10 protein-coding genes, 2 tRNA genes and 1 pseudogene are annotated in these 16,305 nt (G+C 39.3%); 6 read left to right on the top strand and 7 right to left on the bottom strand.

The annotated features are described in order from the left end of the window. Window positions 1-296: 296 nt before the first annotated feature. Window positions 297-6,749, bottom strand: coding sequence for an autotransporter outer membrane beta-barrel domain-containing protein (locus ACFIMM_RS04555; RefSeq protein ID WP_375692638.1), 6,453 nt, complete (start codon window positions 6,747-6,749; stop codon window positions 297-299). A gap of 198 nt (window positions 6,750-6,947) precedes the next feature. Between ACFIMM_RS04555 and ACFIMM_RS04550 the strand changes: the two genes are divergently transcribed. The 5 genes from ACFIMM_RS04550 to ACFIMM_RS04530 all read left to right on the top strand — a co-directional run bounded on the left by ACFIMM_RS04550 (window position 6,948) and on the right by ACFIMM_RS04530 (window position 10,794). Then, window positions 6,948-7,898 (top strand): siderophore ABC transporter substrate-binding protein, encoded by a 951-nt coding sequence (locus tag ACFIMM_RS04550; protein ID WP_375613669.1) that lies wholly within the window; start codon window positions 6,948-6,950, stop codon window positions 7,896-7,898. Window positions 7,899-8,001: 103 nt separating this feature from the next. Continuing rightward, entirely contained in the window at window positions 8,002-8,958 is a 957-nt protein-coding gene (locus tag ACFIMM_RS04545; RefSeq protein WP_375613670.1) for an ABC transporter permease, read from the top strand. 67 nt (window positions 8,959-9,025) lie between these two features. Then, on the top strand, window positions 9,026-9,901 hold the full coding sequence (locus ACFIMM_RS04540) for an iron chelate uptake ABC transporter family permease subunit (RefSeq protein WP_375638712.1): 876 nt from the start codon (window positions 9,026-9,028) through the stop codon (window positions 9,899-9,901). Beyond that, the gene (locus tag ACFIMM_RS04535; RefSeq protein WP_375613672.1) at window positions 9,898-10,656 is read left to right on the top strand and encodes an ABC transporter ATP-binding protein; all 759 of its coding nucleotides are present in this window, start codon (window positions 9,898-9,900) and stop codon (window positions 10,654-10,656) included. The genes ACFIMM_RS04540 and ACFIMM_RS04535 overlap by 4 nt, the downstream gene beginning before the upstream one ends. Window positions 10,657-10,720: 64 nt before the next feature. Next, a tRNA-Gln gene (locus ACFIMM_RS04530) sits at window positions 10,721-10,794 on the top strand. 137 nt (window positions 10,795-10,931) lie between these two features. On the opposite strand, the pseudogene ACFIMM_RS04525 reads toward ACFIMM_RS04530, so the two are convergent. The 3 genes and pseudogenes from ACFIMM_RS04525 to ACFIMM_RS04515 all read right to left on the bottom strand — a co-directional run. Next, window positions 10,932-11,137 (bottom strand): annotated as a pseudogene (locus ACFIMM_RS04525) (DNA adenine methylase); the annotation flags it as partial. A 1,243-nt stretch (window positions 11,138-12,380) separates the two neighbouring features. Further along, the gene (locus ACFIMM_RS04520; RefSeq protein WP_375612406.1) at window positions 12,381-12,512 is read right to left on the bottom strand and encodes a hypothetical protein; all 132 of its coding nucleotides are present in this window, start codon (window positions 12,510-12,512) and stop codon (window positions 12,381-12,383) included. 281 nt (window positions 12,513-12,793) lie between these two features. Further along, window positions 12,794-12,976 carry a hypothetical protein gene (locus tag ACFIMM_RS04515; protein WP_375647596.1) on the bottom strand — a complete coding sequence of 61 codons (183 nt, stop codon included), beginning with the start codon at window positions 12,974-12,976 and terminating at the stop codon, window positions 12,794-12,796. 368 nt (window positions 12,977-13,344) lie between these two features. On the opposite strand from ACFIMM_RS04515, the gene ACFIMM_RS04510 reads away from it, so the two are divergent. Beyond that, window positions 13,345-13,418 (top strand) — tRNA-Gln (locus tag ACFIMM_RS04510). A 175-nt stretch (window positions 13,419-13,593) separates the two neighbouring features. Here ACFIMM_RS04510 and ACFIMM_RS04505 read toward each other — a convergent pair. The 3 genes from ACFIMM_RS04505 to ACFIMM_RS04495 are packed head-to-tail and all read right to left on the bottom strand — an operon-like array spanning window position 13,594 to window position 16,287. Beyond that, window positions 13,594-15,054, bottom strand: a complete 1,461-nt coding sequence (locus ACFIMM_RS04505; RefSeq protein WP_375692637.1) for a replicative DNA helicase — start codon at window positions 15,052-15,054, stop codon at window positions 13,594-13,596. Next, complete coding sequence (locus ACFIMM_RS04500) at window positions 15,011-16,033, bottom strand: phage late control D family protein (protein WP_375692641.1); 1,023 nt, start codon at window positions 16,031-16,033, stop codon at window positions 15,011-15,013. Before ACFIMM_RS04500 ends, ACFIMM_RS04505 begins: the two co-directional genes overlap by 44 nt. Next, window positions 16,033-16,287, bottom strand: a complete 255-nt coding sequence (locus ACFIMM_RS04495; protein ID WP_375610995.1) for a tail protein X — start codon at window positions 16,285-16,287, stop codon at window positions 16,033-16,035. Before ACFIMM_RS04495 ends, ACFIMM_RS04500 begins: the two co-directional genes overlap by 1 nt. Window positions 16,288-16,305: the final 18 nt, after the last annotated feature.

Genomic DNA, 16,305 nt, shown 5'->3' with positions numbered 1-16,305 from the left:
CAAATATTATATTAGATAATATCAATACAGTACCAAAAAGGATAACGTAACGCATACCGGTCTGCTGAACGCTTAAAAAGCCGATAAAAGCGAAGCACTCTATCGCATCAGTAGCAGCATAAATTTTAAGAAAATTCGCTTTAGCGGAGAAAAGTGCTCTCATACACAAAACAAACTATGTTTTTTTTGCTCAATCAAGAAGACGAAAATCTTTTAAAGACAACACAAGTTGTTACAAAGAAAAAAGGCAGCACAATGTGCTGCCTTTTCTAAAAAGGTACATAGTGTACCTTATATTAAAACTGGTAACGTATTCCTCCGGAAAAACTTGTTCCCGAAAAACCAGCCTTATTAAGCTTATGTTGATAGAGAATATCAGCATGCAGAGAGAACTGTGGCAACAATTTGGCATTAAAACCTAATCCAGCCTCTAGAGAAGAACCAAAAGCTCCTAACTTGAAAGCATCATTGAAATGCACAAACTGTTTTCCTTCAAAACCATGAGCAAGATAAAGCTTACCATAGAAAGCAATAGCATTCACGCCTTCAGAACCTGTAGGAATCTTGGTTAAGCGTCCACCAACACGCGCTACCCACTGATTAAGGTTACCCATTTCAATATCAAAATTGTCGATATCACGGGCTTTATTAAACTGGAGATGTTGATACACAACCTGAACCTGCGGATCAAAGACAAAGCCCTTATATCCTGTCATAATTGTCTGACCACCAGCTAAAGAAACACTCAAAGGATTACCTTTTAATGTTGCTGTTTTACCCCGTGCAAGGGTGAGAACATCACCTTTGAACAGACCATAGGATAAAAGACCGTCGACATAGAAGCCAACATTATGCTGCATGCTACCATATACCGTAGCAGTCCATTTATCAAATGCACTCTTCTGACTGTACTCAACATTCACAGGCTGCAGAGAAAGTTTTCCATAAGTTCCCATAACGCCAAAGGATATAGCACTGTCAGCATTTTCAATAGTTTGCAGCAAAACACCTGCCTCTACACCATTATAACTAAGATCACCTCCGTAACCATATTCAAGTGCGGACAGATCTGAAGCATAACGGTAATTTCCACCATAGCCGCGCAAGTATAAAGCGGGATTTTCACGAACCTCTACCATTCCTGTAGAAGTCATCCGCAACGTCTCCAATTGCTTATTTTGATTGCTAATATCCATTAAACCAGCGTGGAATACACTATTAGGCAAGCTGAGATAAGTTGGAACCTGTGGAACAACAGACCTTACAAATTGTTCAGGAAGGGCAGCAGATCCAACAGACTTAACATACTGATTTTCTAAACGGAAATTCCAAAATTCTCCACCATCCTTAACAAATTTCTGCTGAACATGCTCCTGTTTCGAAGTCGCTTCTGGAGCATAAGCACGAAGGGTGTATTTGTAAGGTGAGTTTCTCAGTGCAACATAATTGCCATCGAGTTGGAAAGAGTCTTTCTTCGCTTGACCATAGACCTGAATAATTGAAACAGTATGAGCAATCTTGGCATTCGCTTTACCATCTCCTACATTGCCCGCATCACCTCGTACATGTATTTTTGTTTTTCCAGAAACATCACCATAAATGACAAGCCGATCAGTGACTTGCTGATCACTCGGATCACGAGGATTTAAACGTGCATTGAGATGAATTACAGCATTACCCTGTGCCGCATAAACAGTTCCTTTCCCATTTCCAATATGGAGAGTCTGATATTTTCCTTCAGATTCCGAAGGTACAAAATCAATAGCACTATTTACAAGACTTACAGAAGAAATGCATGAATCCGCACATCCTGAATCTAGAGTCCCCAAATTCCTCTGTGCACTTCTTTTTAGAATCCACTGTGAATTATTAACCAAGTCTAATTTTGCATAAGAATTTTTATCAACGCGAACACCGCCTGTAACAATAGAATTATCAACTGAAACCGATATGTTCGAATCATTCTCAGCTTTTAATAACAAGTCACCAGCAAGAGTTGTTTTATTTTCTAATGAAACACGACCACCAGAATTATTACCATAGATAGCTATACCATTTGCAACTTCAAAATCAGTTTTTTTCAACGAAACTGTCCCTGTTATGCCTATAGGCGTTTTTTCCTGTTTGGACACAGTACTCCGCTTAACAACATTTGTTTTCTCAGTTGTTAAATCCTGACTTCGATTTTGTTGACTCGCTTCCTTCTGTGTTCCCCCATCAAAATATATACCGTAGACTCCGTCACCTTCCACTTTAACAGTAGAAGACTCGATATTTACGTGATTCATAGTAGGACGAACGTCAGAGGATCTCCTTCTCCTAGAAGAACCCGTCTCAACAGCATCACCACTTTTCATAACCCACACAGCATGGGCATCAGTAACAACATTTCCGTTCTTAAAATCAACAGAAGCATTATCACTCACCAGAAAAGCTGCACGCTCTAAATTCTCTGCTGAATCTAACTTATTCTGCGCTTTTTTCGCAGTAATGCTAACTTTGTCTAACTTAACGCTGCCTCCAGATTCCGACCTTACTGCCACTCCTCTTTCAATAGCAATCTTTCCAGTGTCCATGGTTACCTCACCAGCCTGACTCACCAGACCAGCTGAAGCAAAATTCCCCGTCACGTTAATTTTTGTATCCTTTAAGTTAACAGACGATCCAGAACCTGCCAAAGCACCCACATAAAGCGCATCTACTGTTCCACCAATCATCTTAACTTTTCCGCCACTTTTAGCTTCAAGCCCAATTACAGAAGATTGAATTGTTGAGTTTTTATCCAAAACAATCTCTGCTTTTTCTTCTGCAAGCACAGCACTCACAAACTTTGATGGCGTAACACCAAAATTACTTCCTTTATCAGATTCTGCTCCAACAATAGTGGCAGTTTCTAACTTAACAACTGTATTACTCTTTGCATGCATAGAATGCTGAGTATCACCACGCGCCTTCAGTGTTTGTCCTGTTATCGTGTGTAATTTTCCATCGGCACAAGAATAAGCAACTTGCAATCTCTCCGCACCATTTTTCCCCATATCTCCACTACATTGAGAAGAACCACCTTCCTGCTTTATACCATTGGTTGATGTAACAGTATATACAACCCCAGGGTTTTGCGATTCAGATCTAAGTGTATTGGCTCCGCCAGTAGAAAGTAGAACACGCCCTACAGGTTTATCTCCCATCTCCTTAGATGCAGGCTTCTCTTGCTTAGACGCAGTAGAATTAACTAAGGAAGAAGAAGCCTTAGGCTTTCCAGTTTTTCCAGAAGTAGTAGGTTCTATAGTCTCTGAACTTCCTAACAAAGAAGACTGAGGAGCAGAAGGCTCAGCAGGAAGAACATCTAACGTAGAAGATGAAGTACCTTCTTCAGTTCCAGCGACTGACGAAATTCCAGCCAAAAGACCTAACTCCACATCAGAATCGCCTGTGTCAGACCTTCCAAGTCCAGAACTCTCCGGCGTAAAAGATTGAGGAGCAGAAGATATAACAGCCTGAGACGGAATTAATCCAACCTCTGTAATATCACTATTCACATCAACTGTATCAGTATCACTGTGGGTCACTGTAGCATTTTCTACTTCATTCTGACTATCTGTTCCATTAGGAGAAGCAATAAGAGAAGTATCTTCACTTCCATCAACAGTCTCCTCAGTTGTCAAAACTCTTAGTGAAGCAGATGGAGTATGTCCTTCTGATTCAAAAGTTGTAACAGGATTTCCAACAGATACATCAGCCTCTTCTACATCAGATCTCCCAAGTGTTTCAGGATTCCCTGGCAAAACAGAAGCAGTAACTTGATCAGGTACTAATGAAGAATCTAATCCTGAAGAACTATTTACCCCAGACACAGTGCCTGCATCTTCAGATGACGAAACATCAAAAACAACAGGTCGCACAAAAGGTGTCTTAGGACTAATACGATTACGAGGTCCATGAGCTATACTTTGCCGCCTCTCACCATTTTCTAATTTACTTTCTAAGCTGAAAGTCCACACTACCTCAGGTCTATTTTCAGGTTTTCTTGGTCTACTGGAATATCTTATTGGACCAGAAGCACTATATTGCATTGGACCAGAAGCCCTAAGAACATATTGATAAGGTGATCCCTGCAATGTAACATATTCATTAGCAAGTTTAAAAGAATCTTCTTCTGCTTCTCCATAAACTTGAATAATTTGAAGAGAGGCAGGTTTTTTTCTATTTTCCTCCCGTCGATCTTGATTTTGTACACCTTGACGCTGAACTTTCGCTCCATTTTCTAATTGGCTATTTAAAGTGGTGATGACAGAAGTATCATTTACATACACCTTCGTTGTTCCAGAAACATCACCATGAATCAAAAGCTTATCAGAAACAAGCTTAACATTATCTAAATTATCAGAAACAAAATTCACATTAACATAAAGCCTAGCATCTCCCTGAGCACGGAAACCCCTACCTAGAGTGCTTTCATCTCGTCTATTTCCAATTTGCAGTGTTTGATAACCTTCATCTTCACTTCTTGGAGGCAAAAATACAATATTACTATCTGAAAGATCTACAAACGAAAGCTTTGAATCTATATGATTTGTATTTCTCTCCGATTGTTTATGATGAATACTTTTTGTTAAATACAATCCTGAATGAGACAAATAAAGTGCAGCATTTGCATTCTCATCAACACGAGCTTCACCTATAATTGAAGATTTATGAGCATGCACTAACAGATTAGAATGAGCTTCAGCTTTTAAAAATAGATCACCCGAAAGAACACTACCCTCTCCTAAAATAACAGCACCATTTAAATCACCACCATAAATAGCTACACCGTCTGGAATTCTAAGAGTAGCTTTTTTTAAAAGAACCATCGGCATGCTCTCATTATCGTCGTAACTTCTTACGGTTACTTCTTCACCTGATTCTTTTTCATCTTCTGAAGATACCGTATTAAAATATATGCCATAAGAATCTTTCCCGGTTATTTGAATAGTTGATTCTTTAATATCAGCTTTAATCTTAAAATAATTTTTATTCTCCCTATCACCCGTAATACTTTGCATATATTGCAAAGCATTGCTATTACCTACAGTCCATCTTAGAGTAGAGAGAACATCTTCAGAAGCATCATCCATAACGTGATAAACATCATAGAGTGCATTCATTTCAAGCATATCATCTTTTGTATAAATAGAATCACCATTATCATTACGATCACCATTAGCATCAATAACAAAACGACTCGCCAAAACACCAGCTCCGAAAGCACGATCATCCATTGCACCGACTAAAAACTCGTCAATACCACGAGTAACCCACAAAACAACTGCATCAGAACTCTCAACTTTTCCTTTATTAAAAGAAATAGACCCCCCATCTGACAAGAAAATAAGATTTGGAGATTCTGTAGAATCAACAGAATCAACACTATTTCGCCCGCTTATCCCCTTTTTAATATTAATCTTAACCTCATCTAATTTTACAACCCCTTTATACCCTGCTACAACTCCCACCGCCCCTTTATCAAGATTAATCGATCCAGATTGCATCATAATTCCAGATCTACCAGAACTGTTCAACCCAACCCCAACTGCATAAAAATTCACTCCATCTAGAAAAACAAATGACGCAAAATCAGTAGAAGCTCCTATCTGACTATAATAGATCCCCCCACCTTTCATATGAATCCTTCCTTCGTTTTGTGCATCAACCCCGACTATAAATTCCTTAATACTTGAATTTTCTAGCTTAACTTTTGAATTAAGCGTTGCTAATACCCCCGCCCCCATTTTTGCATTAAGATAACCATTGAAATTTTTAGCATCATCATTTTCATTAGAACTCAAAATAACACTACCTTCTGGAAAAGCCTTCCCCCTAATAGACACTTTCTCTAACTCAACAGTTGTCCCTCGAACTAAATACAAGACTTCTTTATCACCTGCGGTATACACGTCTTTCTGAGTAACCTGTCCTGTTGCATGCATAGCATTATCGCCAAATTTCAACACACCAATAGTACTTCTCTTTAGTGTATGAGTCCCCCCATCAGAACAGATCACAGAGTTAAGGGTCTTAAAACTCCCATCAGAACATGAATTTGCACCAGAAGCAGGAGTATTAGTACCGGAGACACCACCAACGCCACCAGGAACACCGCCAACGCCAACGCCACCAGGGACACCGCCAGGAACACCAGCGCCACCAAGTCCAGCAGCGCCACCACCAGGGACAGCACCAGGGACAGCACCAGGGACCGCACCAGGGACAGCACCAGGGACAGCACCAGGGACCGCACCAGGGACAGCACCAGGGACAGCACCAGGGACCGCACCAGGGACAGCACCAGGGACAGCACCAGGGACCGCACCAGGGACAGCACCAGGGACAGCACCAGGGACCGCACCAGGGACAGCACCAGGGACAGCACCAGGGACCGCACCAGGGACAGCACCAGGGACAGCACCAGGGACAGCACCAGGGACAGCACCAGGGACAGCACCAGGGACACCAGCGCCAGCACCATCCCCTTGGCTAGCGACTTGTGGCGAAGGAGGTGCAGGTAATTCAACTACTTTAGGTGCAGGAGATTTTGATGAATTTCTAAAAGATGGCACCAGAGATGATAATCCACTTAGATTTGGCAATGAAATTGAAGGCAGTGAAAACCAACTACTCCCCATAGAAACATCTACACCTTGTAAAAAGAAGAAAGCACTTGTTGTCAGTGCGTACAAACGTGTACGCTTTTTAAATACATTGATCATATGTCAAACTTTCTAAATAATGTTGCAAAAACACTAGAATTAAGTGAAAATGAGGTAAGTGAACGATTTGTAACATATGTCAGTCAACTTTACAACATAGTGTTATTTATTTACGCTTCATTTTGTGCATAAAAATACCAAAGTTAAGTTTTTAAGTGCGCAAACCTTTGTAATATTAGATAAAAGGATAAAATCACGATGATAAAATATATGAAATGGATGACTTCTGTTTTACTGGTTGCAATTAGTTTTGCAACGATTTTGTGGACTCATACGAGTATTGCAAATACCAGTACCCAGACAAATGTAACGATTGATCATGTTTCAGGAACGACTTCTGTTCCCACTTCTCCGCAAAAGGTTGTTGTGTTTGATCTTGCCTCGCTAGATAATATGAATCGCCTTGGTATCCAAGCAGTTATCGGCCTTCCTGAAGGAAAAAAACCTTCCTATCTGCAACAATTTGACGATGCAAAATATGAAAGAATTGGAACCGTTTTTGAGCCAGATTATGAAAAAATTGCCACTCTTCAACCCGATTTGATTATTATTTCCTCCAGAACTCAAGCAAAATATAAAGACTTATCCAAAATAGCCCCAACAATTGATCTAACCGTAGAAAACGAAAATTCTCTTGAAGATATAAAACGAAATGTGTCTATCCTTGGAAAAATTTTTGGTAAAACACAAGAAGCAGAAAAGGAAATTGCAAAAATCAATGAAGCTTTTGCTGAAGTCCGTAAAAATACCCAAGGAAAAGGCACCGGGCTCATACTCATGACCTCTGGTGGAAAAATCAGTGCTTTCGGACCAAAATCACGTTTCGATATTTTTCACTCCGCTTTTGGAATTGCCCCTGCAACCGATAAACTTACCGTGCAAAAACATGGACAACTCATTTCTCCTGAATTCATTCTTGAAACCAATCCTGATTGGTTGTTAGTGATTGATCGCGATGCAGCCATTGGACGGGAAGGACAATCCGCAGCACAATTGCTCAACAATGAGCTTGTTCACCGCACAACAGCAAGCAAACAAAACCAAATTATTTATTTGGACTCTTGGAGTTGGTATCGTGCAAATGGCGGTTTAACGGCACTCATTGAAACCGCACAGCAGATCAATGAAGCCTTTACAAAGAGCAAATAAGCGCACGAAAGAGCTTGCTTGCTATATAAATAAAATTTAAAAGCAGAGGTTGTTTATTAAGCAGTCTTTGCTTTTTGTAGATTTTGTTAGAAAATGATTTAACGTGAAGAATTACTGGATAACCATAACACTTCTAATTTTCCTGTCTATCCTCAGCATTTTTGTTGGTTATTCTGATGTCACACCTTCTAACCTTTTCGCAGCCGATCCCCATGCGTGGCTTATTTTTTGGCAAACACGTCTTCCTCGTACCATTGCAATCCTTTTAGTAGGCGCAGCACTTGCACTTTCAGGCATGATTATGCAACTATTAACACGCAATCGCTTTGTCGAACCATCAACCACTGGAACCATTGAATCTGCTTCCCTTGGCATTCTTTTTATTATGATTTTTTGGCCCGATATTCCTGTTTTAGGAAAAATGGTCGTTGCGACAATTTTTGCCATGGTAGGCACTTTACTTTTTATGTTTTTATTGCGACGCATTCCTCTAAAATCTGCTCTCATTGTACCCCTTACAGGGATTATGCTAAGCTATATTATTGGCTCTTTAACCAATGCCATTGCAGATTATGAAATGTTACTTCCTTCTCTTCAAGCTTACTTATTTGGCAGTTTTTCGATGGTTCTTGAAGGAAAATATGAGCTCTTATGGCTATCCCTTCCCCTTTGTATTCTGGCCTATTGTACTGCTGATCGCTTTACGGTTGCAAGTTTGGGAGAAGATTTAACCAATAACCTTGGATTGAATTATCGTGTTGTCATGTTTTTTGGTCTTTTTATTGTCGCCTCAATCACTGCTGTTGTTGTCTGTACCATTGGCCGTATTCCTTTTGTTGGGTTGATTATTCCAAATATTGTTTCAAGTTTCATGGGAGATAATATGCGCTATACCGCTCCTTGGGTGGCCATCAGCGGTGCAGGATTGGTCTTAATTTGTGATCTTTTAGGACGAATCATTCATCCCTCTCTTGAAATTCCCATCAGCACCATAATGGGTGTAATCGGTAGTTTTATTTTTATGATACTGCTTTTACGCTGGAGAAAGCGTCTTGGATAGAAGAAGAAAAACAATATGTGTACTAACAACACTTATCATCATAGCATGCACTGTCATTAGTCTTTACATGACGTGGAATATCAATGTTTATACATGGAAATTTCGTCTTACAAAACTTTCCTCTCTACTTCTTATTGCCTATGCAATAAGCGTTTCCACGGTTTTATTTCAAACAATCGTTAATAACCGTCTTCTTACTCCTTCAATTATGGGATTTGATCAGCTTTATATTTTAATAAAGACTGCCCTAATGTATTTTGTAGGCTCTCTTTCTTTGCCCTTTTTGAATGAAGAAGGACAGCTTGTTCTTGAAGCCCTCATTCTTATCCTTTTTTCAATAAGCCTTTTTCGCTGGCTCTTTTCAGGAAGCCTAAAAGGACTTCATTTGACGCTTTTAATCGGTGTTGTTTTAGGCGGATTTTTTTTCAGTTTACGGATGTTTATGCAATTGCAACTAAATCCAGACCAAATGATGAATTTAACCGATATTATGTTTGCAAATTTTAATAAATTTAATACACCGTTAATAGGCTTTGCCACAATCATTGTCTTCATTGTGAGTCTGATTGGATGGCATTCCCGTCATCTTCTTGATATCTTGGCTTTAGGACGTGAAAATGCCCTCAATCTTGGCGTTAATTACCACAAAAGTGCGACAGCTGTCCTTATTTTTATTTCCATTCTCGTATCCATTTCCACCGCATTGGTAGGCCCCGTCACCTTTTTTGGACTGTTAGTTGCCAACCTTTCCTATGAACTTTCTCCTCAAGCAAAACACAGTGTTGTTGTTCCAATTGCAATATTATTGGCTATTATTTGTCTGGTGGGTGGACAATTTATTTTAGAACAAATTTTTCATATGGCAGGACGTTTAAGTTTTATCATTGAGTTTTGTGGGGGAATTGTTTTCTTAATGTTACTGATGAAGGGAAAACTAAAATGATTGAGATCAATCATCTTTCCAAGGCTTACGGAGCACGATTGATTATCGATAATTTATGCCTTCATCTTCCAAAAGGGGGGATTATTTCTCTTATTGGGCCCAATGGTTCGGGAAAGTCAACTCTTTTAATGCTGATAAGACGTCTTTTGCCACACCATAATGGGACAATTCATATCGACGGCTTTGATATTGATAAAATGCCCCACGATATTTTGGCTCAAAAACTCTCAATTCTGCGTCAAGAAAATCCTTTGTCTTTTCGCTTAACCGTGTACGATTTAGTAAGTTTCGGACGCTATCCTTATTCAAAAGGCTGGTATACACATGAAGATAAACAATTTATCGACAGTGCGCTACGCTATCTCGGCTTACAAGATTTACAAGACCGTTTTTTAGATGAGCTTTCTGGCGGTCAGCGTCAACGCGCTTTTATAGCCATGGTTATCTGCCAAGACACTGATTATCTTCTTTTAGATGAACCATTAAACAATCTGGATATGAAACATGCGGTTTCTATGATGAAGCAATTACGCCGCACAGCTGATGAACTGAAAAAAACCATTCTTATTGTTATGCACGATATTAATTTTGCCTCATCTTACTCAGATATGATTGTTGCATTGAAAAATGGGAAAGCGGCCTATTGTGGGACTCCAAAAGAAATTATGCAACCAAAAATTCTTAAAGACATTTATGATGTCGATATTCAAATCAAAACAATTAATGACATCCCTATCGCTCTTTATTATCGATAATCATAAAGATTTTTTGCGCTTGCATGCACTATAGAATCTGCTAGGGATAGTAAAATTGGCTTATTGGGGAATAGTTTAATGGTAGAACAGCGGACTTTGACTTCGTCAATCTTGGTTCGAATCCAAGTTCCCCAGCCAGTATTTAATGATTGTAGCTTGTCATCGGGTTTTGTATAATTTGAAAGCAGGTTTTGCATCAATTTATTTTTTTCAAAGGATCTTCAAAAACTTTCAAGGGTTATTTAAAATCCCTTTAATGCATATTTTCTCTTCCTCTAAAAATTGCAATTTGAGATGATAAGCTCTTGAGCCGGTGCGGATTCTTTGAACCACATGTATAAGATGTGGCAACCCCTTTTATATTAAATTGGCTAAATATTTTTCGGATCTGAGACACATCATTGAGAGAGAAGAATTTTTCTCTTGCGCAAGCAAAGCAAACATTGTCTGGTAATCCTCGCGCAAATAAATCCTTTCCATAGTAATACACGTATATCTGGCTCTGTTTATGGGAAAGCCTTATCTAATAGCTATAAACCTATCTAAAGAGAGAATTCAAAAAAGAAAGCCGAGCCAAATGATATGACGCGGCTTTCAGATATTGATTATAAGATTCAAATGAATCATCCACAATGGAGTAATAAATTCATATATACAAAACGTATCATATTGCAAGTGCTCTATTTAGAAATATGAAAACTTATCAAAAGAAACGTAAATGATAGCTATGATTTTGATATCATTCATTAGCATTATAGAATCTATAAACGCTTGGTAACTTTATCAATCCAATCAAAAGAAAATGCATCTTAAATGAATGTTTTCTCAATAAGGCTTTCATAAGTATCTTTTCATTTTGCACTCAAATGTAACTTCTTTGCAAATTAACCAGCTCAAATTTGAGTTGGCAAAATTAACCAATCCAATTTTGGAGGCGTTATCTTTAGAATAGCCATCTTTAAACATTATAGCTTTTGACTCAAAATTGAATAAAATCCCATACCTTAGATGTTACAATGGTTTTGAATTTTGCTGCCTCATCTTTTTTTCAATAGGTGCCCCCCAAATTTTGAGAGAGCTCATTTGGTTTCGTATTTTTAAACTGTAACTTTTAAAACGTTTTTTTCTCGCTTGCTTGCGTTATATCATTAAAAGGCTTTCAATTTCATAAGACATAACATTGTGATTTTCATTCTATATTGTGATGATAGTATCTATATAATGCCTGCCTATCATTTACTAACTTTTTAGTAAGCGTTTTTAAAAACGATCTTGTCTTTAAATTCTTTTATGCAATCTTTATGAACTCAATCTATAAGCTTATGATCGTTTCAAACGATTATTCCTTTTAAGGTTGCACTCAAATAAAGAGCAAAACACATCCCATTCTTAAACGTATGCAATTTATGTTATTGATAATTCCAAACGACTGAAATTTAAAACAATGTGATTTGTGCTGTGATAAAAACGTATCATAAAATTTATGATACGTTATGAATGATAACCGCTTTTCATTTCATTTGAATGCACCTATGCGTTATAGTATTTGCATCATGATTTGCTTTTTATAGTCTATACATCCATGGCAATTTTATATAAAAAATGATCAATTCAAACATGCATAAAAGTAGGGATTCTTAAGTGGATTCATACAAAATAACTGCACTTAATATATTGATTTTATTAGTTTTTATGTACAAAACCTTTTTAACTTCATAAAGATATCAATTTCCTTGTAAAAAATATTCCTCCCATTCCAACAAAAGACTCCACATAAGGCGATAAGGGATAGCTTCTATGATTTTACAAGTACTGATCGCTGGCCATGCAATAACGCCGACTGATGTCCAAGCCAATTAGACCGCCTGTGGAAACAGGCAGGTTGTGGGGCTGAATATAGTGGAACAGCACCGAACGGATAAGCCACGCGTCGTAAGTAAGCCTCTTAGCTTGCATAGCTTATAGGTTTTGGAAACAGACAATTATTATAATTCAGGTATTATAATTCAGACAATTAAAGATCAGATCTCAAGCTTTTTAATCCAGTGGACAAACACGAATAATATGTCCGTCTGGATCTTTGATTAGGAAGGTACGTCCAAATACATCAGTATACGGTTCCTTCAAAACATTTATCTCAACAGTGGTTTGCCTCTTTCCATTCCGCATAGAGCTTATCTACGTCCTCTCCAGTAGGCAACATAATGCCGATTTCTGAAAAACGAGGTGCATTTTCCTCAGGCGTATCGCCCCCAGACCAGAGAGCAAAGAGAGCATCCCCCGAAGAAGCAAATGCAACATAGCGTAGCGAGGTAAACACAGGTTCTTTCCTGAAGATGAATTTGTAAAAAGCCTTAGAATACTCTATGTTTGAGACGTATACCAACTGTAGGTTTGGGGTAACAGGATAAGTAGGGATATTACTCATTAATTCTCTATGATTTAGTAGCTGTTGCCTGACAGGCATATACCTATTAGAGAATATTTCAACAAGAGTTTGTGATGCCTCCGTTCGCGGTGTGCTCTATTTATATGTTTTTATTCGCTTATTGCTATATGCTAAAATATTGAGACCGCCACTACTGGGATTATAATGATATCCCTATCGCTCTTTATTATCGATAATCTAAAGATTTTTTGCACTTGCCTACACTATAGAATCTGCTAGAAATGGTAAAATTGGCTTATTGGGGAATAGTTTAATGGTAGAACAGCGGACTCTGACTCCGTCAATCTTGGTTCGAATCCAAGTTCCCCAGCCAGTGTAGCTTGTCATCGGTGTAGCTTGCCTGTAGCTTGCCAGCAGGTTTTGTATATTTTGCCACTAGGTTTTGTACCAATTTATTTTTTCTCAAAGAGTTTTTAAGGGGTTCTCAAAGGGTCTTCAAATGCTTTTCAAAGGGTATTTAAAGCTCTCTTTAACGCATTTTTCTGCTCCTATTTTTCCAAATCACTAAAGCATGTAAAGTCGGGTTGAAAGGCAAGGGGAACGATTCCTGTCGGACCATGGCGTTGTTTTGCTATAATAACCTCGGCTTTACCCTTGGCTTGCTCCATTGCATCTTGCCATTTGCTATACTCAGCGGTGCCTTCTTTGGGTTCTTCATTTTTGAGATAATATTCTTCACGATAAACGAACAAAACAATGTCGGCATCTTGCTCGATTGAACCAGATTCACGTAAGTCGGAGAGTTGTGGACGTTTATCGGTTCGGTTTTCAACTTGACGCGAAAGTTGTGACAGAGCAATGATGGGAATATTGAGTTCTTTTGCAAGTGCTTTTAATCCGGTGGTAATGTCTGTAATTTCTTGAACGCGATTTTCTAATGAACGCTTTGAACCCCTTGTCATGAGTTGGATATAATCGATAATCAAGACATCTAGACCATGTTGTCGTTTAAGACGCCTTGCACGTGCGGCCAATTGTGCAAGGGAGACACCCCCCGTTTGATCAATATAAAGAGGGATTGTTTGTAAGGAACGCATTGCGTGAATAATTTTTGCAAATTGCTCTTCTGAGATATTACCACGGCGCATATCAGAAGAAGAAACCTTTATTTGCTCTGAGATAATACGAGTTGCAAGCTGTTCAGTTGACATCTCAAGTGAGAAGAAACCAACAATACCCCCTTCATTGGCTTGGCTGTTATCACGCTTACAAGCATTGGCAATATTAAAAGCAATATTGGTCGCCAGAGAGGTTTTCCCCATAGCAGGGCGCCCCGCAAGGATAATTAAATCAGATGCTTGTAGCCCCCCCATTTTTTCATCAAGGGTTTTGATATGGGTAGCTATCCCAGAAAGCTGTGAGGAACGCTTTTTTGCAGCGCTTGCCATGTTAAGTGCTTTTGCAATGGCTGTATCAAAGTTTTCAAACCCACCTCCATATTTTCCTTTTTCGGCTAACTCAAATAATTGATTTTCAATCGTTTCAATTTGTTGGGAAGGTGTGAACTCCAGAGGCGCATCAAAAGCTGTATTGGCAACTTCATTGCCAAGATTAATCAAAGACCGGCGGATAAAAAGATCGTAAATGACGCGTCCATAATCTTCAGTGTTAATAATAGTGACTGCCTCTGTGGCTAAGCGAACAACATACTGGTATACAGTAATATCTCCAACTTTTTCTTCCATTTGGATATAGGGCTTGATTGTAATGGGGTTTGCAAGATGACCCTTTTGAATAATTTGTAAGACAATCTCAAAGATCTTTTGGTGTAGCGTTTCAAAAAAATGTTCTGCTTTGAGAAAGTCTGAAACGCGATCGAGTGCATTATTATTAATCAGGATTGCTCCAAGCAATGCCTGTTCCGCTTCAATATTATGGGGAAGTTGACGAAAAGAAGAAGCAAAATTATCTCTTGGATTTTCTGTTTTTAGCATGTTCAATGTTCTCATTGCTTTCTTTTCCCTTGTTTGGTGCCTCGAGTGTGATTTCTGTGATGTATCCGCTTTGTTTTTCATAACGATGTGTGACGGTAGCAGCTTTCCATGGTCCATTGATTTGCCCACGAAACCCTTGAAGGATGAGAGGTTGATCCGCCATGATTTCAGGGCGTCCCTCAAGAGACAAAGAACCACTGCCTACAGCACGACACAACCTGTCCGACTCGGAAGCAGCAGCAGCTCGTGCTTCCTCTTGACATGGATAACAACTGCGAAGACGCCGCACGGGACCGCTAAACCCTGTCTGATGTTTGACTTGGCATTGCTGCCCTTTTGAGCGATCAAAATAAGAAGCTTCAATGGTGCCATATTGCGTACGTGGCTCTAGGGTAAATTCCCAGTTGGAACAGTCGTGCTTATGGATTGCTAATGCTGGTAAATTGTCACCGCTTAAAAATAAAAACTTATTGTCCTTGATCAAAAAACGTGCCCGCATGCGATCGGCAAGGCGGGTTAAAAAATCAACAGCCGATTGATCTGTACGAATCACATAAGGCAAAGTTTGTTGAGTGAACTGAGGACTGACCTTTGCTTGATAGCCATGGCGTTTGGCAAGTGTCTCCACAATCTCACCAACAGTTTTGTGATCAAAATGCTCACTCACCTGTTCTTTGAGCTCTTTACGCATCGAGGCACTTTTGCCACAAAGGCGCAAGATCTCTCCATCACTGCCCCCACAACTTACAACCGATTCGACAACAAAACACCCCATAAATGCACTGATGCTGTTCTCATAACCAAAGATCACCTGTAGCGCACTGTTGCTTGAGGGAACCTCTAAATCATTGCCACTATCGTCAAACTCTGCTTCAAATGTATCGGCTTCATTCCCGGCATGAGCCGTGATAGTTGCGGTTAAAAGACGCTGGTAAAAAACCTCATGAACAGGTTTGTCTCCCACCTTGACCGCAATAAAAGGGTGTGTACGCATTAATCCCATAACCGCTTCACCATGCTTTGAGGATTAGACAACACAAATTCAGGCAAAATGACCTTTAAGCCCCGCGGTAAAAACACACCATATTTGGCAATCTCTGGATTGGCTTCCAGTGTGGCTTCTAAATAGCCGTTTAGTCCCCCAACTTGAGAACGGTCCCCTAACACAGCCATGACATGGTGAAAGCAAAGGAGATCGAGGCTCATATCCTCTAGCTCTACAACAACATGTTTTTCTGGTATCTTCATAGAGTTTGTCCCTCTTGG

This window comes from Bartonella sp. AP258QHHD, from assembly GCF_042196145.1.
Taxonomy (GTDB): Bacteria; Pseudomonadota; Alphaproteobacteria; order Rhizobiales; family Rhizobiaceae; genus Bartonella.
Note: the sequence above shows the minus strand (reverse complement) of the source record. Positions and strands in the feature narration are given on the sequence as shown.